The 23,869-nt window shown below is 36.5% G+C and carries 23 protein-coding genes; 11 read left to right on the forward strand and 12 right to left on the reverse strand.

Annotated features, from left to right (window positions below):
- Positions 1-9 precede the first annotated feature (9 nt).
- The 7 genes from LKL37_RS22500 to LKL37_RS22530 all read right to left on the reverse strand — a co-directional run bounded on the left by LKL37_RS22500 (position 10) and on the right by LKL37_RS22530 (position 6,455).
- Positions 10-468: a hypothetical protein gene (locus tag LKL37_RS22500; protein WP_105704306.1), complete on the reverse strand. Its 459-nt coding sequence runs from the start codon at positions 466-468 to the stop codon at positions 10-12.
- The gene (locus tag LKL37_RS22505) at positions 465-1,079 is read right to left on the reverse strand and encodes a DUF4254 domain-containing protein (protein ID WP_431612495.1); all 615 of its coding nucleotides are present in this window, start codon (positions 1,077-1,079) and stop codon (positions 465-467) included. Before LKL37_RS22505 ends, LKL37_RS22500 begins: the two co-directional genes overlap by 4 nt.
- 15 nt (positions 1,080-1,094) lie before the next feature.
- Entirely contained in the window at positions 1,095-1,310 is a 216-nt protein-coding gene (locus LKL37_RS22510) for a twin-arginine translocase TatA/TatE family subunit (RefSeq protein ID WP_105704307.1), read from the reverse strand.
- Between the two features lie 31 nt (positions 1,311-1,341).
- Complete coding sequence (locus LKL37_RS22515) at positions 1,342-2,904, reverse strand: M23 family metallopeptidase (protein WP_105704308.1); 1,563 nt, start codon at positions 2,902-2,904, stop codon at positions 1,342-1,344.
- A complete protein-coding gene (locus LKL37_RS22520; protein ID WP_105704309.1) occupies positions 2,901-3,752 on the reverse strand; it encodes a DUF4292 domain-containing protein in 852 nt (283 codons plus the stop codon). Before LKL37_RS22520 ends, LKL37_RS22515 begins: the two co-directional genes overlap by 4 nt.
- 108 nt (positions 3,753-3,860) lie before the next feature.
- A complete protein-coding gene (locus LKL37_RS22525; RefSeq protein WP_431612496.1) occupies positions 3,861-4,877 on the reverse strand; it encodes a sugar phosphate nucleotidyltransferase in 1,017 nt (338 codons plus the stop codon).
- A gap of 150 nt (positions 4,878-5,027) precedes the next feature.
- Positions 5,028-6,455 carry an oligosaccharide flippase family protein gene (locus LKL37_RS22530; protein WP_431612497.1) on the reverse strand — a complete coding sequence of 476 codons (1,428 nt, stop codon included), beginning with the start codon at positions 6,453-6,455 and terminating at the stop codon, positions 5,028-5,030.
- Between the two features lie 100 nt (positions 6,456-6,555).
- Here LKL37_RS22530 and LKL37_RS22535 point away from each other — a divergent pair, with 100 nt between their 5' ends.
- Entirely contained in the window at positions 6,556-7,893 is a 1,338-nt protein-coding gene (locus tag LKL37_RS22535) for a dihydroorotase (protein WP_431612498.1), read from the forward strand.
- A gap of 104 nt (positions 7,894-7,997) precedes the next feature.
- Here the strand turns inward: LKL37_RS22535 and LKL37_RS22540 are convergent, their stop codons facing one another.
- From LKL37_RS22540 to LKL37_RS22550, 3 genes are all read right to left on the reverse strand, one after another.
- Positions 7,998-10,295, reverse strand: coding sequence for a GH92 family glycosyl hydrolase (locus LKL37_RS22540; RefSeq protein ID WP_431612499.1), 2,298 nt, complete (start codon positions 10,293-10,295; stop codon positions 7,998-8,000).
- 76 nt (positions 10,296-10,371) lie between these two features.
- Positions 10,372-11,055: a response regulator transcription factor gene (locus LKL37_RS22545; RefSeq protein ID WP_431612500.1), complete on the reverse strand. Its 684-nt coding sequence runs from the start codon at positions 11,053-11,055 to the stop codon at positions 10,372-10,374.
- Positions 11,056-11,067: 12 nt separating this feature from the next.
- Complete coding sequence (locus LKL37_RS22550) at positions 11,068-12,321, reverse strand: sensor histidine kinase (RefSeq protein ID WP_431612501.1); 1,254 nt, start codon at positions 12,319-12,321, stop codon at positions 11,068-11,070.
- A 148-nt stretch (positions 12,322-12,469) separates the two neighbouring features.
- On the opposite strand from LKL37_RS22550, the gene LKL37_RS22555 reads away from it, so the two are divergent.
- From LKL37_RS22555 to LKL37_RS22595, 9 genes are all read left to right on the forward strand, one after another.
- Positions 12,470-12,880 (forward strand): DUF1573 domain-containing protein, encoded by a 411-nt coding sequence (locus LKL37_RS22555; protein ID WP_431612502.1) that lies wholly within the window; start codon positions 12,470-12,472, stop codon positions 12,878-12,880.
- A 396-nt stretch (positions 12,881-13,276) separates the two neighbouring features.
- The gene (locus LKL37_RS22560) at positions 13,277-14,158 is read left to right on the forward strand and encodes an SDR family oxidoreductase (protein WP_431612503.1); all 882 of its coding nucleotides are present in this window, start codon (positions 13,277-13,279) and stop codon (positions 14,156-14,158) included.
- A gap of 82 nt (positions 14,159-14,240) precedes the next feature.
- On the forward strand, positions 14,241-16,181 hold the full coding sequence (locus tag LKL37_RS22565; RefSeq protein ID WP_431612504.1) for a M1 family metallopeptidase: 1,941 nt from the start codon (positions 14,241-14,243) through the stop codon (positions 16,179-16,181).
- Between the two features lie 167 nt (positions 16,182-16,348).
- Entirely contained in the window at positions 16,349-17,236 is an 888-nt protein-coding gene (locus LKL37_RS22570) for a DUF2589 domain-containing protein (protein ID WP_431612505.1), read from the forward strand.
- Between the two features lie 15 nt (positions 17,237-17,251).
- Positions 17,252-17,950 carry a hypothetical protein gene (locus LKL37_RS22575; RefSeq protein WP_431612506.1) on the forward strand — a complete coding sequence of 233 codons (699 nt, stop codon included), beginning with the start codon at positions 17,252-17,254 and terminating at the stop codon, positions 17,948-17,950.
- The gene (locus LKL37_RS22580) at positions 17,950-18,528 is read left to right on the forward strand and encodes a hypothetical protein (RefSeq protein ID WP_431612507.1); all 579 of its coding nucleotides are present in this window, start codon (positions 17,950-17,952) and stop codon (positions 18,526-18,528) included. Before LKL37_RS22575 ends, LKL37_RS22580 begins: the two co-directional genes overlap by 1 nt.
- A 12-nt stretch (positions 18,529-18,540) precedes the next feature.
- Complete coding sequence (locus tag LKL37_RS22585; protein ID WP_431612508.1) at positions 18,541-19,803, forward strand: S8 family peptidase; 1,263 nt, start codon at positions 18,541-18,543, stop codon at positions 19,801-19,803.
- Positions 19,800-20,003, forward strand: coding sequence for a hypothetical protein (locus LKL37_RS22590; protein WP_431612509.1), 204 nt, complete (start codon positions 19,800-19,802; stop codon positions 20,001-20,003). The genes LKL37_RS22585 and LKL37_RS22590 overlap by 4 nt, the downstream gene beginning before the upstream one ends.
- Positions 20,004-20,069: 66 nt before the next feature.
- The gene (locus LKL37_RS22595) at positions 20,070-20,897 is read left to right on the forward strand and encodes an endonuclease/exonuclease/phosphatase family protein (RefSeq protein ID WP_431612510.1); all 828 of its coding nucleotides are present in this window, start codon (positions 20,070-20,072) and stop codon (positions 20,895-20,897) included.
- Positions 20,898-20,901: 4 nt separating this feature from the next.
- Here LKL37_RS22595 and LKL37_RS22600 read toward each other — a convergent pair whose 3' ends face one another.
- Together LKL37_RS22600 and LKL37_RS22605 are read right to left on the reverse strand one after the other, a co-directional pair.
- Positions 20,902-21,588 (reverse strand): response regulator transcription factor, encoded by a 687-nt coding sequence (locus LKL37_RS22600; RefSeq protein ID WP_431612511.1) that lies wholly within the window; start codon positions 21,586-21,588, stop codon positions 20,902-20,904.
- Positions 21,578-22,900 carry a sensor histidine kinase gene (locus LKL37_RS22605; protein ID WP_431612512.1) on the reverse strand — a complete coding sequence of 441 codons (1,323 nt, stop codon included), beginning with the start codon at positions 22,898-22,900 and terminating at the stop codon, positions 21,578-21,580. The genes LKL37_RS22600 and LKL37_RS22605 overlap by 11 nt, the downstream gene beginning before the upstream one ends.
- A 119-nt stretch (positions 22,901-23,019) precedes the next feature.
- Here LKL37_RS22605 and LKL37_RS22610 point away from each other — a divergent pair, with 119 nt between their 5' ends.
- Positions 23,020-23,853, forward strand: a complete 834-nt coding sequence (locus LKL37_RS22610; RefSeq protein ID WP_431612513.1) for a GLPGLI family protein — start codon at positions 23,020-23,022, stop codon at positions 23,851-23,853.
- The last annotated feature ends 16 nt before the right edge of the window (positions 23,854-23,869 follow it).

Genomic DNA, 23,869 nt, shown 5'->3' on the forward strand with positions numbered 1-23,869 from the left:
AATTAGTTTTTAACTTCCTGGCAAAGCATCTTCAATAACAGAAATATTGGTTTTTAAACGAACCAGATATCTGTTGAGAACTTCATCGTCATCTCTGTCAAGATTCTGCCTTAGCTTTTGAATTTTTTTATAAGATTTTTCAAAGCTTTTAAGGGCTCTGCTCTTTCCTGTAGAATTATTGGCATCAATGGCATATAAATAATTCTGAAGACTGTATTTCAAACTTGTAATCTCATCATTCAGCCCGTTGTTTTTAAACTTGGGAAAGGTAGAGACCATGTTTGAAATTTCAGAAGCATTTACATTCTCTTTAATATTGATATTAAAATTCTTCTTTGAGCCTCTGTCGGAATCAGAACCTTTGGTATCACTATAAAAATTATTTGACAACGGAGAAAGGTTAAGCTTTTCCGTTGCGCAGGAAGATGTTAATATGATAAGTACTCCAAGAAAAATTAGTCGTTTCATTTCTGTTGCCCTTTTTGATAAAGGATTGGGTTAAGACTTTCATCGTTATACATTTTCATTTGTTTGTATACTTTCATCTTAACGTTACCGTTCTCAATATCAGCAAGCAACTGATTTATAGAAGTTGACAGATCTTCTTTCTGAGTAAGCAGAACATCCAGTTTAGCCTGGCAATTGTTTCTGTGTTCTTCAGAAGCAGATTCTCTGTTAGCTTCTAACGACATATGATAAACCTTTAATGCAAGAATTGATAGCCTGTCTACTGCCCAAGCGGGAGTTTCCGTATTTATTTTTGCTTCAGGTTTAGGAGTTATATTTTCAAACTTATTAAGGAACCAGCCGTCAATATATTCTACCAGGTCAGTTCTTTTCTGATTGGAGGCGTCTATTGTTCTCTTGAGTTGAAGAGCTTCAGCCGGATCAATATTTTCATCTCTAATTATATCTTCCAGATGCCATTGAACGGTATCAATCCAGTTCTTTGCATACAAAATCCGTTCCAAACTATCTTTTTCGAACGGGTTATCAATTAGAGTGTTAACGTCATCAGACACGTGATAGTCTTCAATAGCTTGATTGAAGACTTTCCATGCAGTCTCAGTAAATTTCATTAATTCTAAGGAATTTTAGTTGCTTGAAGAATTATTACTATTGTCAGAAGAAGACTTGTTTTCAGAACCTGGTTTGTCTTCTTCTTTTACCGCATCTTTAAATTCCTTGATGCCTGAACCTACTCCTCTCATTAATTCCGGAATTTTCTTTCCTCCAAATAGTAATACTAAAAGTATTGCTACGATAAGGATATGCTGCCAAGATAAGGCAAGTATTGTTAGTGTATTCATCTCTTAAAATTTTTGTAAAGTTACACTTTTTTTAATATGAAATCCAACCTAATGGATCAACTGGTGTACTTCCGTTCCATACTTGGAAATCAAGTGTATAAGCGCCGTCAAAATCCTGAGCAATTGTACCTATCGGTGTTCCTGATGAAACCTGCTGTCCTTTGGAAACATTTGCATTGGATAAGTTGGAATAAATGGTAAAGTAACCTCCGTGCTTGATAATAACAGTTTTTGTACCATCACTGCTGGCTACAACAGAAGATACAGTTCCTGGAAATACAGATTTGGCACGTGTACCTGAAGGCACAGAAATTTTAATACCGGTATTGTCTTCTGATATATTTTTGAAAACCGGATGCTGTTGTCTTCCGAAACGGTGAGTGATTTGTCCGGCTCTGTCTGCAGGGTAACCAAGTCTTCCTCTGTTGTCTGCAAAGCTGTTTCCGGTAGCGGTAGAAACTCCGTAGCTTGTCATAGCTTTAGTTTCAGCTGCTTTTTTATCTTCTTCTTTTCTCTTGGCAAGGGCTGCTTCTGCGGCTCTTGCTGCTGTCAATTTATCTGCCGCATCTTTGGCTCTTGCATTGGCTTCGTCTGAGGCTTTTTTAGCAGCTACTCTTCTGGCTTCATCTTTGGCATTAGCTTCTGCTTTAGCAGCATCTTCACTACGTTTTCTTTCTTCTTCAGCTCTTCTTGCTGCCAGTTCTGCTGCTTTTTTAGCTTCAGCTTCAGCAATTCTTCTTTCTCTTTCAAGGGCTTCTGCTCTTGCCTTAGCTTCTGCTTCAATTCTTGCTTTTTCTCTTTCAGCAGCCAGTTTCGCTAAACGAATTTTTTCTGCTTCTGCTTTTCTTCTTGCTTCTTCCTCTGCTTTGGCAATTCTGATTTCTTCAGCAATGATGGCTCTGATCTGTCCTTCCAATGCCTTAGACTGAACTTGTTTTTGTTTAAGTTCAGCAGTCAGTTTGGACTCGTTTTTCTTAAAGTCGGCTACCAATTGTTCTTTTTGGGCTCTTTCAGCATTAATCGTCGCCAAATCCTTCTGTTGGTTTACCAGAAGGTTTGTTTTCTCTTTTACAGAATTTTGTTTCTGTGCAATTGTTTTTTTGATCAGATTGGCAGCATCGGTAATTTCAGCTGCTTTTTTATCCTGATAATCTGAGTATTGTTTCAGATATTGTACTCTACGTATAGCTTCTCCTAAATTCTTTGCAGAAAGAATAAAGGTTACTTTGTTCTGTACTCCTTTATTTTTATAAGCATTCACCAAAACCTCAGCATAGTTTTTTCTCAAAACAGCCAGTTCTTTATTCTGACGGTTGATTTCCAGCTGACGCAGATAGATGTCATCCTCAATGAATCTTTTTTCTTTCTGTGTATTATTGTATACCTTTTCTCTTAATACCAATTTTTGATTGACATTAGAAAGATAAGCTACGGAAAGTTTAGATTCACTTCTGGTTTTGGCTAAATCGGAGTTTATTTGTGCAATTTGTTTTTTAAGTTCGGCATTTTGTTTCTGCAGCTGTTCTTTGTTCTGCTGTCCCTGGTGCAGTCCGAACATCAAAACACCTATTAAAAAGCTAAATTTTTTAATCATTTAATCTCAATTTTCTTATAACTGGATGGTACAGAATAAGGTGTTTCCATCCTCGAAAAGTCAAATTTCGTATTTTCCATTAAAATTTGACTAGATTTTGAGCCTTTTATAATTATTTTAACATTTTTTGGAAGACGGATTCCTTCATATTCATTCCAGTCACTATAAGAAACGTCAAGCTCGTCTGAAGACAAAATATCCTTTAAGTTGACATTCAGTAAATCGTAATTGGTATCATATTGAAGGGCAATTTTATACTCCCTGTTTTTTTCATCTGTCACAATTTTCTGATTGGTGTTAGAAACCATTTTGAAACCCTGTGCATTTTGGGTAAGGCTAAATTGTCTGTCGTTGATTTTCACAAAAGTTCTTCCCAACAGGATTTTTTCCAGAGATTTATAATCAATGAAATTAACGTTCAGGAGATTATTAAGATAATCAAAATCTGAATCTATATAGGTTTTATTAATTTTATCCTGTCCTTTTATTCCTTCAGGAGTGGCAATACCTCTGGCGGCGTTAATGAACAGTGCTCTGAGGTTCATCCAAACCTTTGTGTCGTTTTCAATATAAACCGTAGCGTCCAGCGTAGGTACATAGCTTCCCGTTTCTACCCTTATTTTACTGTCGATCTTGATCTGTTCAAATTTTGGTGGAACTAATACATGCTCGTAAAAGGTGAGTTTATCTTTCACGGGTTCATTCACGTCTTTTGGATTTCCATTATCCTGATCTTTTGTAGCAGCAATGCTGTCTCGCGTATGATCTGTATCATTTTGAGCTTTGGTACGGGTTTTACAGGATGATAAAGCAAGGAGCAATAAAAGAAGCGGGATCCAATTTTTCATGTATTTATCTTTAAATTAAAAAAATACGGTGCAATATTAACGCCAAACCACACAAAATCTTTTGTGTGGCCTGATGATATCTTGTTTTAAGTTAAATAATTTCTATTCTTATTTAGAAAGAAAATCCAAAACGGAGTAGTCTCCTAAAGAAATTTCTCTGGCAACTCCGAAATACTGTGCAGAATTACCGATCATAGAGTTAGAAAGGTTTCCATGATTAATTCTGGTGTTTTCCTGGATAAGAGAATTTTCAATATTCGAATTCACAACAGTGGTATTGTTTCCTAATGAAACTCCGGGTCCTACTTTTGAATTGGAGATTTTCACATTTTCACCAATAAAGCATGGCTGAATGATCAGAGAGTTTTCAATCACAGCAGAAGCAGGAAAGTTCTTCATTTCCTCTCTTTCATATTCAAGGATTTTGCTGTTGGTTTCTACTGTTGCATTTTTGTTACCGCAATCCATCCAGTCATTCACTTTTCCTAATGTAAACTTAGCTCCTTTTGCTCTAAGGTTCTCTAAGGCAGTTGTTAATTGATATTCGCCGCCATTTTTAATATCATTGTCCATGATATAATTGATCTCTTCCATCAGTTTTTCAGCGCTGTTGAAGTAATAAATACCAATGATCGCAAGATCTGAAACAAAAGTCTTTGGTTTTTCCACAAAATCTGTGATGAAACCATAGTTATCTAATTTTACCACTCCGAAAGCAGATGGATCTTCTACACTTTTCACCCAGATAACCCCATCTGAATTTTTATCCAATTGGAAATCTGCACGGAAAAGGGTATCTGCAAATGCAATCACAACATCTCCCTGCATAGACTGCTCAGCACATTTGATGGCGTGAGCTGTTCCAAGAGGATCGTTCTGGTAATATATACTTCCTTTTGCTCCCAGTTTTTCAGCAATCTGAATAAGAGATTTTTCAATCTCAGGACCAAAATCTCCAATGATAAAAGCTACTTCTTCAATGTTTTCTCCTGCCACTTTAGCAATATCTTCCACCAATCTCTGTACGATAGGTTTTCCTGCAATAGGAATAAGAGGTTTTGGAACTGTTAATGTATGAGGACGTAATCTGGAACCACGTCCAGCCATAGGAACAATAATTTTCATAAATTATATAAAAGATGTTTTTATTAGTTGTTTTTTATATTAAGGTTAAAGATAGCAATTAAAACTGTTGTCGGGTTATGATTTATATCTTTTTAAATATTTGTTAAAATTGAGAATAGGATTGTTTATTATCAAAATAAAGACCAAAGTTTAATTCTTTCTGATTCTCGATAAAATCAAGTTTTTCTCAGAATAAATCAAAATTCCTGTAAAGACCAAAAATAGTAAATTACTTGTTATAATATTATAATCTAGATATTTTACTATAACGAAGCTGAAGACTCCCAGAAGGATCAGGAAGAAAGACATTTTCTTCATTCTGTAAGGGATAGGATAATATTTTTGTCCGAGCAGATAAGAGACAATCATCATAATAATATAAGCTCCGAATGTAGCCCACGCAGAACCGATCATGCTCTTGTAATAGTTTAACGCCAAAAGGTTAAGGCCAATATTGATCCCTGCGCCAAGCCATGAAATGATAGTTCCAACACCTGTTCTGTCTGTTACTTTGTACCAGGTAGAAAAGTTATAATAAATTCCGAAACAAAGATTGGCAATAACAATGATGGGGATGATATCTATAGCGATCCAATAAGATTTATTGGGGATAAAGACAGCTTTCAGCCATGAAATATTGGCGATAATTCCCAACGCTACGGCACAGGCGAAAAATGCAAAATACTCCGCAACTTTGGCGTAGGTTTTCTTGGCATCCCCTTTATCCATCTGTTTAAAGAAGAAAGGCTCAATACCCATTCTGTAAGCGGTTACAAATAATGTCATCAGTACAGCCAGTTTATAACAACCTCCATAAGCTCCTGCCTGTTCGTTTGAAATATAGTTTCTCTGAATAGATTTATCAAAGTTTTCATTCACCATAAAAGCCAGACCTGCCAGCATCAGTGGGAAGGAGTATTTGATCATACGTCCGAATAATGAAGTGACAAACTGAAATCTTACTTTTAATATAACAGGAAGTAATAATAAAAAGCCTAGGGCGCTTCCAGCCAAGTTACTGAAGAACGGATAATCTACATTCTGATCCAGTCCTATGCTTCTTGATATATTTTCCGGAATCCAGAAGAATAACGCTGCTGTAAAAATAGCTTGAAAAATAGCCTGAACTACTCTTACCGCAGAATATTTGATGGGTTTATTATGAAAACGAAGCCACGCAAATGGAATCACCAATAAATTGTCAAAAAAGGCAATTAAAGCAAACCATCTGATATATTCAGGATTATCATGATAGCCTAAATAATCTGCAATAGGCTGATTGAGCAGATAGCATAAGGCAAGAAAAACCGTGGACGTTGAAAACAAAAACCAGAATGAAGTATTGAAAGTCTTTTTTTCATTACCGTCTTCGGCCGAAAAGCGGAAATATGCCGTTTCAAAACCAAAAGAAAGAATGATATTCACAAATGAAATCCACGCATAAAGCTGTGTGAAAATAGCAAAACCTTCATTGGGAATCTTATAGATCAAAAGTGGATTCAGGATGAATAAAATAATTCTGGGTGCGATAGCCCCCGCTCCATAGATGATTGTCTGCCCTAATAGTTTTTTGTACAAAGTCGAAATTTTTTACAAATGTAAAACTTTAAGTATTCGTTTGGTGATTTTGGAGTGAATTAAAACTTAAAATCTTAATTTTGTGGGGAAATAAATTGAAATGAAAGTTCTTATAAAAAACGTAAATATCGTCAACGAAGGAAAAGTTGTTGAAAGTGATATCCTGATAGAAAATGATTTAATATCTAAAATAGCTGTCGGTATTTCTGAAGATGCAGATCAGATCATTGACGGTTCAGGAAAGTATCTTCTTCCGGGAGTGATTGATGATCAGGTGCACTTCCGTGAGCCAGGACTTACTCATAAAGGAGATATTGCAAGTGAATCAAGAGCTGCAATTGCTGGAGGAATTACCAGTTTTATAGATCAGCCTAATACGGTTCCCAATGCTGTTACTCAGGAACTGCTGGCAGACAAATATGAAATAGCATCTCAAAAAGCATATGCCAATTATGGTTTTATGATGGGAGGAACCAATGATAATCTGGAGGAAGTTTTAAAAACAAATCCGAGAAATGTTCCGGGAATCAAATTATTCTTAGGTTCATCCACAGGAAATATGCTTGTGGATAATCCGGAAACACTGGAGAATATTTTCAGCAATACCAAAATGCTGATTGCGGTTCACTGTGAAGATGAAGCGACTATCAGAGCCAATACTCAGAAATATATGGATGAATATGGGGATGATATTCCTGTAAAATTCCATCACCTGATCAGAAGCGAAGAAGCATGTTACAAATCTTCATCCAAAGCTATCGAGCTGGCAAAAAAAACAGGGGCAAGACTTCACGTTTTCCACCTTTCCACAGCAAAGGAAATGGACCTTTTTAGAAATGACATTCCTTTACAAGATAAAATGATCACTGCTGAGGTATGTGTTCATCACCTTACTTTTACGAACGAAGATTATGAAACAAGAGGAGGTCTTATCAAATGGAATCCTGCTGTAAAAACTCAGAAAGATAAAGATGCCCTTTGGGAAGCGTTGCTGGATGACAGAATAGATGTGATTGCTACAGACCATGCACCACATACTGCAGAGGAAAAGAATAATGTCTATACAAAATGTCCTTCAGGAGCACCTTTGGTACAACATTCACTGGTGGTAATGCTAGAAAACTATAAAAACGGTAAAATATCTCTTGAGAAAATCGTTGAAAAGATGTGTCATAATCCGGCAATCCTTTTCAAAGTTGAAAAAAGAGGTTTTGTGAGAGAAGGATATAAAGCGGATTTGGTTTTAGTAGATCTTAATGAAGATTGGACGGTTGCCAAAGATAATTTACTGTACAAATGCGGCTGGAGTCCATTAGAAGGAATGAATTTCCATTCTAGGGTTACCCATACTTTTGTTAATGGACATTTGGTGTATGACAATGGAAAAATTGCAGAAGAGAAATTTGGTGAGAGATTGCTTTTTGAACCAAGAGATTAATAAGATATTATTACGATAAATCAATAGGAGCGGGCTTTAGCCCGCTCTTTTATTTTGAAAACTTCCATTGGCTTTAGCCAAAACTTATTCAACCCTTCGCCTTCTTACTTCTTCGCTTTACTTCCCATATAAAAAGTAAGTTTTCCACCATTCATAATCTCAGAATGCTTCAACGTAAAATTTTTAATCTCTTTTCCATTCAAAAGAACTTTCTGAACATATACATTTTTCGGACTTTGATTGATGGTTTCAATTTCAAAAGTTTTTCCATTTTCCAGATTCAATACAGCGTTATCAACCGCAGGGCTGCCGATAGAATAATCTTCTGAACCGGGAGCTACAGGATAAAACCCTAATGAGCTTAAAATGTACCATGCACTCATTTGCCCGGCATCATCATTTCCTCCCAGTCCGTCCGGGGTTGCTTTATATTGCATTTCCAGAATACGGCGGATTTGTGCCTGTGCTTTCCATGGCTGTCCTGCCCAGTTATAAAAATAGGCAACATGGTGAGCGGGTTCATTTCCGTGAACATATCCACCGATAATACCTTCACGGGTAATATCTTCGGTGTCTGCAAAGAATTCATCTGGTAAATGCATCGTGAACAGTTCATCAAGTTTTGAAGCAAATTTCTTCTTTCCGCCCATCAAGTTGATCAATTCATCAGGATTTTGTGGAACAAAGAAACTGTAGTTCCATGAATTTCCTTCAATAAAACCTTGTCCATGGGTACTTAGCACATCAAAATCTTTTTTAAAACTTCCATCTGCCAAACGCGGACGCATAAATCCGATGGTTTTATCGAAATTATTTTTCCAGTTTTCAGATCTCTTGATAAACTGATTGTAGATTTCTGTTTTGTTCAAATGTTTTGCCAGTTGAGCAATAGCCCAGTCATCATAGGCATATTCTAATGTATTGGAAACTGAAGTTCCGTTTTTTTCTGCCGGAATGTAGCCAAGATCAATATATTGCCCGATACCTTCATAATTTCTTTTGTTGGCGGTTTCTATGCAGGCTTTTAAAGCTTCTTCAGGATCACCATCATAATTTCCTTTAATAATCGCATCGGCAACTACACTTACACTGTGATATCCGCTCATACACCAGTTGTCATTCGCGTAATGTGACCAGATAGGCAGCATTTTCATCGAAAACTGATTATAATGAGCCATCATAGATTTTACCATGTCACCATTTCGTTTAGGCTGAATGATATTAAAGAAAGGATGCAGCGTACGGTATGTATCCCACAGAGAGAAGGTTGTGTAATTGGTAAAACCATCCGCTTTGTGAACATTCTGATCGAGACCTTTATATTCTCCATTGACGTCCATATAAGTGGTAGGATTAATGAAGGTATGATACATGGCTGTATAGAAGTTGGTCTTTTCAGTATCAGAACCTTTGATGACAATTTTATTTAATTCCTTATTCCAATTATTTTGAGCTTGAGTTTTTGCCTGATCAAAAGTTATATTTCCTGCTTCTTTTTCCAGGTTTTCCAAAGCATTGGTCTGGCTTACCGGTGAAATGGCCAATTTTACTTCAATGGCTTCATTTTCATTGGTATCAAAATCAAAATACATTTTCAGGTTTTTACCTGCGATTTCCGGGAAATTCTGATTTTGGTCAAACTTCCTCCAAAATCCTTTATAAACCTGTTTTTCATCATAATTTTGCTGACCATAAGATTTAAAAGGTTTTGAAAACTTCATGGCAAAATAAACAGTTCTGGTTCTTGCCCAGCCATTCGTCTGACGGTAACCTGTGATGGTATTTCCGTTTTCTACACGCACGTATGTCCAGATATTTTTCCCGTCATAATTGTAGATGCCTGCCATCAGATCCAGAATAATATGAGACTGGTCAGACTTTGGGAAAGTATAGCGGTGAATTCCCACTCTTGGTGTTGCTGTAAGCTCTGCCAGAATATTGTGATCATCCAGTTTTACTTTATAATATCCGGCTTCTGCCGTTTCATTTTGGTGTGAGAATCTGCTTCTGTAGCCACTTTCCGGATTGGAAGCTGTTCCCGGATTCAATTGAAGTTTTCCTACGGTAGGCATCACCAGAAAATCTCCCAGATCAGAGTGTCCTGTTCCGCTGAAGTGAGTAGAACTGAAACCTACAATCGTTTTATCTTCATAACGGTAGCCGGCACAGTATTTATAAACTTCACCATTGTATTTTCCGTTAAGCGCATAAGAAATGGTATCTGTTTCAGGGCTTAGCTGTACCGCGCCAAAAGGAACCGTAGCTCCGGGGTAAGTATGTCCCATCTTTTCAGTTCCGATCAGAGGATTGACATATTGGATTAATTTTTCAGATTTTTGAGCCTTAAACTGGGCACTTGCAAAGAGAAGAAATAGAAAAACAGTGGGTCTGAGATTTTTCATTAATGACAAATTTTCAAGGTTTAAAATTAATTAAAATCATCATTTGCTGTTGTGTTTTAGATAATTTGAATATTATTTATTCTTTTTCGGAAAAGCGGAAACCTATTCCGTGCAGGTTTTCTATCAGAACATTCTGTTCGTCGGCCAATACTTTTCGCAATCGGGAAATAAATACATCAAGACTTCGCCCCATAAAATAATCATCATCGCCCCAGATGGCCTTCAAAATGTCCTGTCGTTTGACCACCAGATTCTTGTGACGGATAAAATATAAAAGAAGGTCAGACTCCCTTTGGGTAAGGGTAATTTTGCTGTCTATTCCTTGCAGGGTATAGTTTTTAGGATCAAAATCATACTTTCCAACTTTATATTTTAAAGGAGCTGTATCTGTTTTCTTTGTACGTTTCAGAAAAACTTCAATTTTCAGCATCAGTTCTTCAATGCTGAATGGCTTTACCAGATAATCATCAGCGCCTATTTTAAGACCTTTAATCCTATCTTCTTTTAAAGCTTTTGCAGAGATAAAAATAATCGGAATCTCAGAATTTTTACTCCGAATATGTTGTGCCACCTCAAATCCGTTTATGCCGGGCATCATAATATCCAGCAGACAAATATCGAAATTCTGACTGTTAAATGCTTCCAATGCAGATTCTCCATCAGAATAACAGCTGATATCATAATAACTTTCCAGACTGTCTTCCACCAGAAAAGCTATTGTTTGGTCATCTTCGGCATATAAAATTTTAGATTTCTCCATATTTACACATGATTAATTTGAAAACGGGCAGAAGATTGTTGTAGTAATTCCTTTGTCTTCATTATTCTCCACAGAAATTTTCCAGTGATGCTGCTGAACTACTTTTTTTACATAAAATAATCCCAGCCCAAAACCATTCACTTCTTCACTTCTTTTGGTATGCACCCTGTAAAATTTTTCAAAAATATGAGGAATATTTTTAGCGGGAATTCCCATTCCATTATCTTTAAACTTTAAATATAAGCCTTTTGAATCTTTGTGCGCAGAAATTTTAATCACAGGCTGCGTTTCACAATACTTGATGGAGTTATCCAAAAGGTTATAGATAATATTGGTAAAGTGAAATTCATCAGCCATTACTGAAGTACTGTTTTCAATATCGATCTCAATGCTGAGGTCTTTATTCTTTTGCTGTATGTTATCTGTAATCTCTTGAATAAAAGGGAGCAGCAATATTTTTTGAGGCTTTAATGAAAGTCCGGCAGCATCGTTCTTAGCAATATTCAGGATTTTCTCAATATGATTATTGAGCTTGTGACTTTGGTTGATGATAATGGAGGTGTAGGTCTGCAGTTTGGAATTCTCCATTACCATTTCCTGCTTATTGAGCGCTTCTGAAGCTAAAAGGATCGAAGATAAAGGAGTTTTAAACTCATGAGTCATATTGTTGATAAAATCCCGCTGCAGTTCTGAAAATTTCTTCTGCTGAATGATGGTATAAATAGAATATACGTATACCAAAAGAATAATGATAAGGGCAAATGTCAAAAGATACCAGAATCTTAGTGAACTGATCAGATAAGTTGTTTTATCGGGAAAACGAATAGAAAAATAATAGATCAGGTTTTTGTGCTTCGGGAAATTGATCATCTTGTTACTGGGGCTTTCCTGATGAGAAGTCATGTATTTTCCGTACACCATTTTATCACTGTGGCAGTTGTATAGTGCATACACATAATCTGTATTGATCTGGAAACGTGTAAATTCTGTTTTAAGATAATATTCCAGCACTACGGGATGAAATTCATTGTTAATATTAACCACATAATAGTCATTGGCAATATTCTGAACAGGGTTTTCAGTATAGGATGTCTTTCCACCGGAGAGTTTTTCTGCAACCTCCATTAAGGCAATATTGACCTTCTGATTAAATTTTTTATCTTCAAGATTATAAGCCTGGCGCGTCCACATCAGCTGTGCTATTAAAATTCCGATAATAGCAACAAATCCCAGGGTTATTATAATATTGAGTCTTTTTATTTTCATTTCCTGAAACAATATTATCCAAAAATATCTATTTATCTTTTATTATTAACAACTCGTTAACAAATGTTTGACAGCGGTTAACAAGTTGTAATCACTCTCTGCTTTACATTTGCTATATCGAAATATAATAATATTAAAATTTATACTCATGAAAAAACTAAAAATTACAGCTCTTTTGGCAGTATTGGCATTCTCTCCTTTTTACGCTAATGTAATGACTGGGGAGGCTCCATCCATCGTAAAAATGATAGCTGATGCTATTAAATGGAAATCAGAATCTATTGATGTAGGAAATATTCCTCAGGGAAAACCAAAATTGATCAGATTTGAATTCACGAATACAAGTTCAAAACCAATCATTATCCAGAATGTAGCTCCTTCATGTGGATGTACAACAGCGGATTATACAAAAACGCCTATCCAGCCAGGAAAAAAAGGATTTGTAGAAGCTAGCTATAACGCAGCAGCAGCTGGTCCGTTTATGAAGACTGTAAACGTTACGACAAGTGACAGCAAAACTCCTAAAACACTTTCGTTCAAAGGAGTAGTAGCTTCTTAATATATTACTTTTTTAAAAGATAAAAACAGCCTGATCAGTAATTATCAGGCTGTTTTCTTTTTTGAATGTTTGATCTATTTTTAATTATTAAGATGCTTAAACTTTATAAAACCACAAAAGTCATAAGAACCTTCATTTTGTCCACTTAAGTAAATTTAAAATAATGCTGGAGAAAAGTTCAAATAAGATGAAAATCTTTGATGTACTTATTTACATAAAGTTTGGCTCTAAAAAATTTAAGCGTTTAAAACTTTTGTGTCTTTTGTGGTTAAAAAATCATGAATATAAAAGTTGAGACAGCTTCTATGTAAAGAATAATTATTTGTAGCATTATTTATCAAGCCATTTTAAAGGATTACATTTCAATATTTAGTATTTTTAAGAAAAAATATTTTTATGAGTCTATATACCCAACCTATGCTGCGCGAAGGTGCATTAAAAGATAAAGTAGCGATTGTAACAGGAGGCGGAAGCGGTCTTGGAAAAGCGATGACCAAATACTTTCTTGAATTGGGCGCCAAAGTAGTGATCACTTCCAGAAATCTGGAGAAGCTACAAGCAACAGCTAAGGAACTGGAAGATGAAACAGGAGGTAAAGTGCTTTGTGTAGCTTGTGATGTTAGAAACTGGGATGAGGTGGAAGCCATGAAAGAAGCAACATTGAAAGAGTTCGGAAAGATAGATATCTTATTGAATAATGCTGCAGGAAACTTTATTTCTCCAACAGAAAAACTGACTCATTCCGCGTTTGATTCTATCCTGGATATCGTTTTAAAAGGAACAAAAAATTGCACCCTTTCTGTAGGAAAACACTGGATAGATTCTAAAACTCCGGGAACTGTACTGAATATTGTAACAACCTACGCATGGACAGGTTCTGCCTACGTAGTACCATCAGCCTGTGCAAAAGCAGGAGTTTTGGCGATGACCAGATCATTAGCGGTAGAATGGGCAAAATACGGAATCCGTTTCAATGCGATTGCTCCGGGACCTTTCCCTACAAAAGGAGCTTGGGACAGACTTCTTCCGGGGGATCTTCAGGAGAAATTTGATATGAAGAAAAAAGTTCCGTTGAGAAGAGTAGGAGAACATCAGGAGCTGGCAAACCTTGCAGCTTACCTGGTTTCCGATTATTCAGCGTATATGAATGGTGAAGTAGTAACCATTGATGGTGGAGAATGGCTTCAGGGAGCAGGAGAATTTAACATGCTTGAAGCAATTCCTCAGGAAATGTGGGATGCTTTAGAAGCGATGATTAAAGCAAAAAAATCAAATTAAATTAAACTTATATTAAAAAGCTCCCGGATGTGTAACAAATCCGGGAGTTTTTTTTACCTATACAGTAAATAATATTTTTCAAATGAATTTTAAACTTCCAACCCTTGTTTCCACCGTTGCAGTGATCCTGTTATCAGGCTCTGTATACGCACAGGAAACCCCAAAATATGATTATGTAGAAGCATTTAAGCCGTTTTTCTATCCGCAGACAGGTACAGCAACCCGTTCTGCAAGCGGACAGCCAGGGCATGCTTATTGGCAGAATTCAGCAGATTATCATTTGAATGTCAGCCTGAATGAAGATAAAAAAGAGATTACAGGTACAGCAGAAATTACTTATACCAACAACAGCCCGGATAAATTAGGTTTTCTTTGGCTGCAGCTGGATCAGAATCTATTTGCAAAAGATTCCAGAGGAAATGGAGTCGTTCCGCTTTCGGGAAGCCGAAATGGAGCGCATGGTGAAGAATTTAATGGTGGATATAAGATTAAGTCAGTAAGACTTGACGGAAAAAGGGAAGTAAAATACACCATTACTGATACAAGAATGCAGATTGATCTTCCAAAGGAACTGAAAGCGAATGGAGGTGTTGCCAAAATAGAAATTGAATACTCATTTATCTCTCCAGAATATGGCTCAGACAGAATGGGAATCCAGGATACCAAAAACGGTAAAATCTTTACCATGGCACAATGGTATCCGAGAATGTGTGTGTATGATGATGTTTTAGGATGGAATACACTTCCATACCTTGGTGCTTCAGAGTTTTATTTGGAATATGGAAATATTACAGCCAATATTACTGTTCCGGCTAATCATTATGTGGTGGCATCCGGAGAACTTCTGAATGAAAAAGAAGTATATAGTAAAGAGGAGATCAGCAGATGGAATGAGGCAAGAAACAGTGATAAAACAGTAATGATCCGTTCTGAATCTGAAATCGGTAAAAATAAAGCTTCCGGTACAAAAACCTGGAAATTTAAAATTACACAGGCCAGAGATTTTGCATGGGCATCTTCTGCAGGATTTATTTTAGATGCTGCAAAAATTAACTTGCCTAGTGGAAAGAAATCCTTGGCTATTTCGGCTTATCCTGCAGAAAGTTCCGGTGAAAAAGCATGGGGAAGATCTACAGAATATACGAAAGCTGCCATAGAACATTATTCAAAAAAATGGTATGAATATACGTATCCGGCTGCCACCAATGTAGCAGGAAATGAAGGAGGAATGGAATATCCGGGAATTGTATTCTGTCATATGGATTCCAAAGGAGAAGATCTTTGGGGTGTTACAGATCACGAGTTCGGGCACAATTGGTTCCCAATGATTGTAGGATCTAATGAAAGACTTTTCGCATGGATGGATGAAGGCTTTAATACATTCATCAACGGACTTTCAACCGAAGCTTTCAATAAAGGAGAATATTATCGTAAACCGAATCTGGCAAGATCAGGAACCTATCTTTTGACCGACAGTCTGGAGCCTGTAATGGTAGGACCGGACAATATGAAAGAAAGAAGTATCGGAGCTTTGGCCTACTATAAGCCGGGAACAGGACTGGATGTTTTAAGAGAAACTATTCTGGGACCTGAAAAATTCGACAAAGCTTTCAGAACCTATATAGACCGATGGGCTTTCAAACATCCTACACCTTGGGATTTCTTCCATACAATGGAAAATGTCTCCGGCGAAGAACTGAACTGGTTCTGGAGAGGATGGTACTTCAACAAATGGAAAATTGATCAGGCAGTTAAGAATGTACAATACGTCAACGGAAATTTTAAAAACGGAGTTCAGATTACCGTTGAAAACCTTGGTCAGCTGCCAATGCCTACAACAGTTCAGCTGAAATTCAAAGATGGAACGGCACAAACGGTGAATATTCCTGTGGAAGTCTGGAAAAGAAATACAGAATGGACTTTCAAAGTAGATTCTAACAAGGAAATTGATGAGGTGAAACTGGATCCGAATTCTGTTGTTCCTGATGTAAACCTGGAAAATAATAGCCGTAAACCATCATAGTTTATACAAAATAAAAATCAACAACACAAAAGCCTGAGCTTACCACCGTAAGTTCAGGCTTTTATTTTTAGGGTGTTTTTCCGGGTCAAGTGAAGGGGTTCTCCTGCAATGTTTTGGTGGTCGGCGATATAATTTTGTCTCACCATATTAATCAAAAACAAAACAACATGGAAACATTAAAATCAGTGCTTGAAGCAAGCCACGCCAAAAAAACAAAAAATGAGTTAATCGACCTTTTATCGGGAGTAGAAAAAGTACTTACTCCTGCAGTGTATGAAAAAGTATCAGGAATTGAGACTTCAGAATTAAGCGCATTGACCAATAAAGAATTGCTGAATATCGTAGAAGATTTCAAAAAGAATTATGATGCAAAATGGGAAAAATCTTTTTCCGGAGCTTCTTCAGAGATCATGAAACTGATTGCCGGAAAAATAGCTGCTGACGAAGAAATCTTCAAAACTTCAGACGCTGCCAGTGCAGATTTTGCAGCAGAATTGGGAAGTATTGACTTTGCCACCATCATTGGCGGACCTTTGGATGCTTGCGTAAAAGCACAGTCTAATGCCTCTATTGCTACCGTTAATTTTATCAATGAAGTAGGTTTTGAGCTTACGGATCCCAACAATCCGAACAGTGCGAAAAAACTGAGAATGGCAGAATTCAAATACACCAAAAACATTCCGAACCCTGATTTTGACCCGGATCAGCCAGTAAGCAACAGTAATCCTAAGACCATTCCGGATCCGGTAGAACTTTCCGTTCCTTTCATAGCATTGTTAAACGTTCCAAGCTTTAGAATTGAAACCTGTGAAGTAGATTTTAATGTTAAGCTTAATTCAACTTATACGAAAGATGTAAGTGATGAATTTGGTATCAATGCCGGAGTATCCGGAGGATGGGGTCCTGTGAAATTTAAAGTGGATGTTTCTTACAAAAGAACTTCCAGCACAGGAATTAAAGTGGAAAAAGAATATTCTCTTGGCGTAAAAGTACGTGCAACCAATGACGAAATGCCTGCCGGACTTGAAAAGGTTCTTGGACTTCTTTCACAATAATATATTTTACGAAAGATGATAAAACTATCAGATTACCTGGATTATCTCAACAACGAGATAATTCAGGCTCGTAAAAAAGCAGACGAAAATGCGGTTCTTATTGCAAAAGAATATGCCCGTCATGAATACCTTAAATATTTTAAGGTTCCAAGATATGCCCTGCCCAGTGTAAAGATGGATATCCCGATCAAAATCACAGATATAGATTCTGCTCCCAAATATAATTTTAAATTGGATCAGAATCAGTTTGTTACAGAATTGAATGAGAGAATCCGTCTGGTGAACAAAGAGAAAAGGATGAATATCCCTCAAATTACTATAAAACAGATTCAGACTGAAGAGTTTAAAACACTATTCAGCAAACTGGAAAAAAATGATCAAAAATTCGGAAAACTTCCTGCCAATGAAGTGCTCAAACTGGATCTCAGAAACAAAATCCACCTTCTTAATTCCGGAATCTTCAGGCCTCAGGATGGAACAACAGAAGAAGAAACCGATGAGCTGAAAGACATTTTTTCAAAAGTTTTACTGAATAAATATACACTGGTGAATGCCAAACTGAACAATATTTACATAGATCCCAACACCAGTGCAGCGGAAGATAAAGACAAATTATTCATCAACCTTCATGTGGAAATGGAGGAAGAGGGAATCAGGATTGTGTCTTACAAAGATAAAGACGGTAATGAAATAGAACAGATAACTTTTGAGTAATGCAGGAACTTATTCACTTTACAGTACAGAAAATTAAAGAGCTTTTGGAACATTTCAATGAAGTTCAGGCTTTATATCTGTCAAAATCATTTGACTTTGATGCCCGCTTTGATATATTTCTCAACGAAGTTCTGGAATATTTCCGTACAAAAGGAAACACCAGCCATGAATCTGAAGTTTTGAAAGTGATGAATATGATTGCGACCGTTAAAAGAGGCTTTAATCCAATAAAAATGGAGAAAATAATGTCCGGAAGACGAGAACTTCTCGGAGGATTTTCATTCAACGGAATAGAAAGTATTTATGATATTCTAATGGAAATAGATGCAAAGGAAAACAAAAAACTTGATGATGCAGAAGAACTTATTTCCGGGGTTATTGTCTCATTATACCAGAACGGAATTTTGAATGATGAAAAGCTGAAAGAAATGAATTCTGTTCCTAAAATTGAAAGTTTCTGGAACTCTCTTGTAGAGCAGAATGCTGCCATATCGGGAATTAATAAAAAACTCAGACTGTCCATCATTCCTGAAGATATTTTCATCATTCTGGAAAAAGTATTTCTGAAATTAATTTAAAAAAAGATCATTATGGAAACCGGAAGATATATTGTTCTGCTGCAGGATCAGCAGAAAAACTCGCTCAAAAAAATAGAGAAAGAACTGGAAGTGAATATTACTTCTTCAGAATTGCTGTCCAAAGAAAACCGTTCTTATGAAATCATTGATCAGGACAATGGGGTACTTTACAAAAATCTTGGAGTTCTTGTGGTGGAAAATATGGATGAAGAGCAATTGAAAAGCGTCGTGAAAAATGAATCAAATTCTATTGTTTATTACGAAAAAGAAAGAGAATTTTTTCCTGCAGATGAATTACAGCTGATCAGTGAACTTAAAAAACAATCAGCGGGACTCGCAGAAAAAATTTCAGAACTCGAAAAATATATAACCACCAAACCTTTACCTCAAAAATCATTTGTTGAAATGGAATGGGGATTAAAAGCTATCGGCCTAGAAAATGCCAATTATACAGGAAAAGGAATTGATGTCTGCATTCTGGATACCGGACTTGAAACTTCCCATCCCGATTTTTCTTCTGAAGAAATTGAAGGAAAATCTTTTATAGATGGTCAGGACTGGAGCAGAGATCCCAACGGACATGGGACTCACTGTGCCGGAGTGGCTACAGGAAATACCAGAAGTGATACAGGCCGACGTTATGGAATTGCCAAAGACTGCAATCTGAAAATAGCAAAAGTACTCGCAGACAATGGGAGAGGAACTACCAGTAGTGTAATTGATGCAATAGACTGGGCAATCACGAAAAAATTCAGAATATTGTCGCTTTCGCTGGCATCTCCGGTGAGACTTGATGATCAGCCTTCCGTTCTCTTTGAAACTATTGGAGAAAGAGCGCTGGAAAATAACTGTCTTATTATAGCGGCGGCTGGAAATGACAGCAACAGACCCCAGATTCCACAGCCGGTTTCTATGCCGGCCAATTCAAAATCAATTATGGCGGTTGGAGCCATTGATGCTCAAATGAAGATTGCCAGATTCTCAAATGCGGGAATCAATCCATCTACGGGTGGGAATATCAATGTGTGTGCTCCCGGAGTAGATATTATCAGTGCTTATCCCAAAAATACAAAGAACAAATCTAATTTATATTACAGCATAAGCGGTACAAGTATGGCAGCACCACATGTTTCCGGACTTGCCGCTTTGTACATGGAACAGTTTCCTGACAAATCAGCAAAAGAGATCTGGGAACTCATGGAAAACAAAGCTAGGCCTATTGAAGGCATAAAATACAGAGATATAGGAAACGGTTTAATACAGGTATACATATGATCACTTATCTCGCAGTTTTAAAAAAAGATATAAACATTAAAAAGCTGGAAGCACTTCTTAAAAGTAAAAGCATAAAACTGGCTGCCCACTACAAAACCATCGGTGTTGTAAAACTTGAAAGCCAGCTGGCAGTTTCCGAAACCGAGTTTCAGGAGTATTTTATATCTATAGAAGAAGAAAAAGATAATTTAACAATATAATCACATCAATAAAGCTTTTCTGTCGCAGAGAAGTTTTATTTTTGTCTCTTACTGATAAAATAACATATGAATTTCAGATTTTCAATGGTGTTTCTGATGCTTTTTGCATTAGGATTTTCACAGGACCTTACCGTAATGAGTTTTAATATCAGGCTGAATGTAGAGTCGGATAAAGATAATGCCTGGCCAAAAAGAAAGCAGGACGTTGCTGATTTGCTTACCTATTACCATCCGGATTATTTCGGAGTGCAGGAAGCGCTTCCGGAACAGATGAAAGATATTAAAACAGGATTGAAGAACTATGATTATATTGGAGTAGGAAGGGACGATGGTAAAGAAAAAGGAGAGTTTTCTGCTATCTTTTATGATACAAATAAACTTGAAGTGGTAAAATCAGGAACGTTCTGGTTGTCCGAAACTCCGGAAAAACCTTCTAAAGGCTGGGATGCTGCACTGAACAGAATCTGTACCTATGCTGTATTTAAAGATAAAAAATCAAAGAAAGAATTCCTTGCGATGAACCTTCATTTCGATCATGTAGGAAATGTAGCGAGAGTAAAGTCTTCCGAACTGATTCTGAAAAAAATCAAAGAACTGAACCCAAAGAATCTTCCGGTAGCACTAAGCGGAGATTTTAACCTGACAGATGATTCTGAACCTATTAAAATTCTTTCTCAGAATATGAAAGACACTTTCTATCACTCGGAAACTAAACATTACGGACCGGTAGGAACTTTCACAGGCTTTAACGTGAATGAAGTTCCAAAAGACAGAATTGATTATATTTTTACAAATGGCTTTAAGATCAGATCTCACAGGCACATCAATGACAGAAGAGAGAATCTTTTGTATCCGTCAGATCATTTTCCGGTGATTGTGAATCTTTCTCTATAAAAAATCAGTTGGTTGGAAAATCGACTTCAAATCCAATTCCTCTCAGGGATTGGATTTTTATTTGAGGATCACTGTTGAAATATTTACGTAGCCTACTGATAAACACATCCAGACTTCTTCCGGTAAAATAATCGTTGGTTTCCCAAAGATTATCCAGAATATTATCTCTTGTAATAATAGTACGATTATGCTTTAGAAGATACAGAAGAAGTTCCTGTTCTCTTATGGTCAGTCGATTGTTTCCGTTAGGATGAGACAACAGAAGTTTGGCCGTGTCCAGTGAAAATTCTCCGATTTTTATTTGACTTTCCGTAACGGCAGGAAGTGTTCTCTTCAGAATATTTTTAATTCGTAAAACAAGTTCTTCAGGATCGCAGGGTTTGGAAATATAATCGTCAGCACCTATTTTCAACCCGGTGAGGCGGTCTATTTTTTGATTTTTGGCTGTTAAAAATAACAAAGGGAAATTACTTCTTTCCTTGATGATGATTTTCGCCAGCGAGAAACCATCTATATTAGGCATCATCACATCCAGAATTCCTATCTGAAAAGGAAAATCAGTCTGAAGCAATGGTACGACATCTTCAGGATTCTGAAACCAGCTGACTTCAAAATCTTCCAATTCAAGATACTGCTTAAGAATCATTCCGAAATCCGGATCATCTTCTGCAAGAAGGATTTTAGTTTTCATAAGGAATCGATATTTTAAAAGAACTGCCTGTATTGAGTTGGCTGGAAACCTCTATTTTGCCGCTATAATTGGCAATGATTTTCTTCACGAAATAAAGACCCAATCCAAGCCCTTTACTGTTATAGATATTATTATTCTGTATTCTGTAGAATTTTTCAAAAATGTTATTGAGTTCTCTTGTTTCCATGCCTTGGCCGTTGTCAGAAACTTCGATTTCTAATTGTTGAGATCTGTTGCTGATATTTATATTCACAACAGAAGCCCCATATTTTACACTGTTTTCACAAAGATTTTTAATGACTGTTTCCATCAGATTTTTATCAAAAGGAAGCTTTTGTGAAACTGAATTTTCAAGTTTAAAATCAGTATCAGAATAAGTAACTGAAAGATCCTGAATGAAAAAGTTCCAGTCGTCAGGCTGTATAGCGGTCATTTCATCTGTCATTTCATCTTTATGAAGTTGAAACATCAGACTTTCAAGCCGGGAAATCTGTCTGTCGATAAGGGGAAGTGTTTCTGGATTCCATTCTTTTTTTAATGCTTTTGAAGCTATTTTTAAAGTAGCGATCGGAGTTTTAAACTCATGTGAAATGTTATCCACAATGGTGTGGAGAACTTCTACCTGCTTCTGCTGCTGGATCAGATTTCTAATGGTGAAAATATAAAGCAGAAGAACTCCTGAAAGAAGAATCACACAACAAATAATCAATAATGTAAGCTCTTTGAAAACAATGCTTTTTATATTTTTGATCTCAAAATCTGCCTGGGTTTTAACAAGAAAAGTATTCTTTTTTTCAACGTGGCCTTTCTCGCTATCATCTCTTTTGGTGGTTGAGGTTTCCCAGCTTCCATTGCTGGCAATGCGGGGATTTTTAATGACATCTGGTGTCTCAAAAATGACAATAGGTTCAGTAATTACTTTTGTGCTGTCCGGAAGATGTATAATTGAAAGATATCGTATTCTTGCCGAAATTTCATAACCGTCTTTCTGGTAACGGCTGTCGATATAATGGATCAGTCTTTCTCTTGCAGATTTTCTGTTTTCTATGAAATAATTGAGAAAGTCCTTTCTGTTGATCTCCTTATTATGATATCTGATGATGATTTGCTGCAGAGAATCATCGTTTCTCTCTTTGGCTTCCTGGATGTCTTCCAGGTTATCGGTATAGTTGGTAAGCCCGTCATTCACAGATCTGTAGATGTCCCTCTCTTTTACCTGATAGGTTTTATACATAAAATACACCTGGATCCCCAGTAAAAGCAGGAACAGAGCGGCAAAAACAGAAATCAGAATTTTACTCTTGGCTATCATCGAAACAAAGATAAAGCTTTACCATTCTACTGAAATAATATTTTTATCATTAACCTTTTATTAACCTGATGATTAGTATGATTTTTGGTATTTTTATAAAATAAAAAACTATTTAACTCATGAAAAAGAGATTCATGCTTCTTGTTATGTTACTTGGGATAATCATCAATGCCCAAACGCATCGTTTTGTATATGAGCTTCAGTACAGATCTGATCCTAAAGGGACAGAGTATGATAAAGAAGAAATGGTACTGGATATCAATCCTGAAGAAGTGAAATTTTATGAATTTGAATTTTTAGCAAACGATTCTCTGAATATTCTTCATGGAGGAATGACTTCTCAGCATACCAGCCAGTCCGGACAGACCATTCTCAGAAAAAGAAATTCCAATAAAAACAAAAACTTTGTTCAGATTATGATGATGCCATATTATTATGTTTTTGAAACGGAAGATAATGTTCAGTGGAAAATAGAGAACGATACTAAAAAGATCAATAATTATAATTTGCAAAAAGCTACTGCCATGTTTGGAGGAAGAAACTGGACTGCCTGGTTTACTCCGGATATCAACATTCCTGAAGGTCCGTATAAATTTAGAGGACTTCCGGGACTGGTTCTGTATGTGGAAGATGATAAGAAAGATTTTATATATTCTTTCTCGCGAAATAGTAATCTCTCCAAAACATATGATACAAAAGGCTTTCTCGAAAAGCATTATTCATTGGCTCCTATTGCCATAGACTTTAAAAAATGGGTGAAACTGAATCTGGAGTTTTATAATGATCCCTATGCCAGAATGAGAACCGAATTTCAGCCGGACTGGAATGTACGCATTAATGGACAGCAGATCAAAAGTAAAGAAGAGTTTGCAGGGTTAACCAGGCAAACACAGATCAACATAAAAAAATATTATAATCCAATAGAACTGGATAAAATAATTCCTTATCCATAATAATATTGTATTGATT

This window comes from Chryseobacterium sp. 'Rf worker isolate 10', from assembly GCF_050753305.1.
Lineage (GTDB): Bacteria > Bacteroidota > Bacteroidia > Flavobacteriales > Weeksellaceae > Chryseobacterium.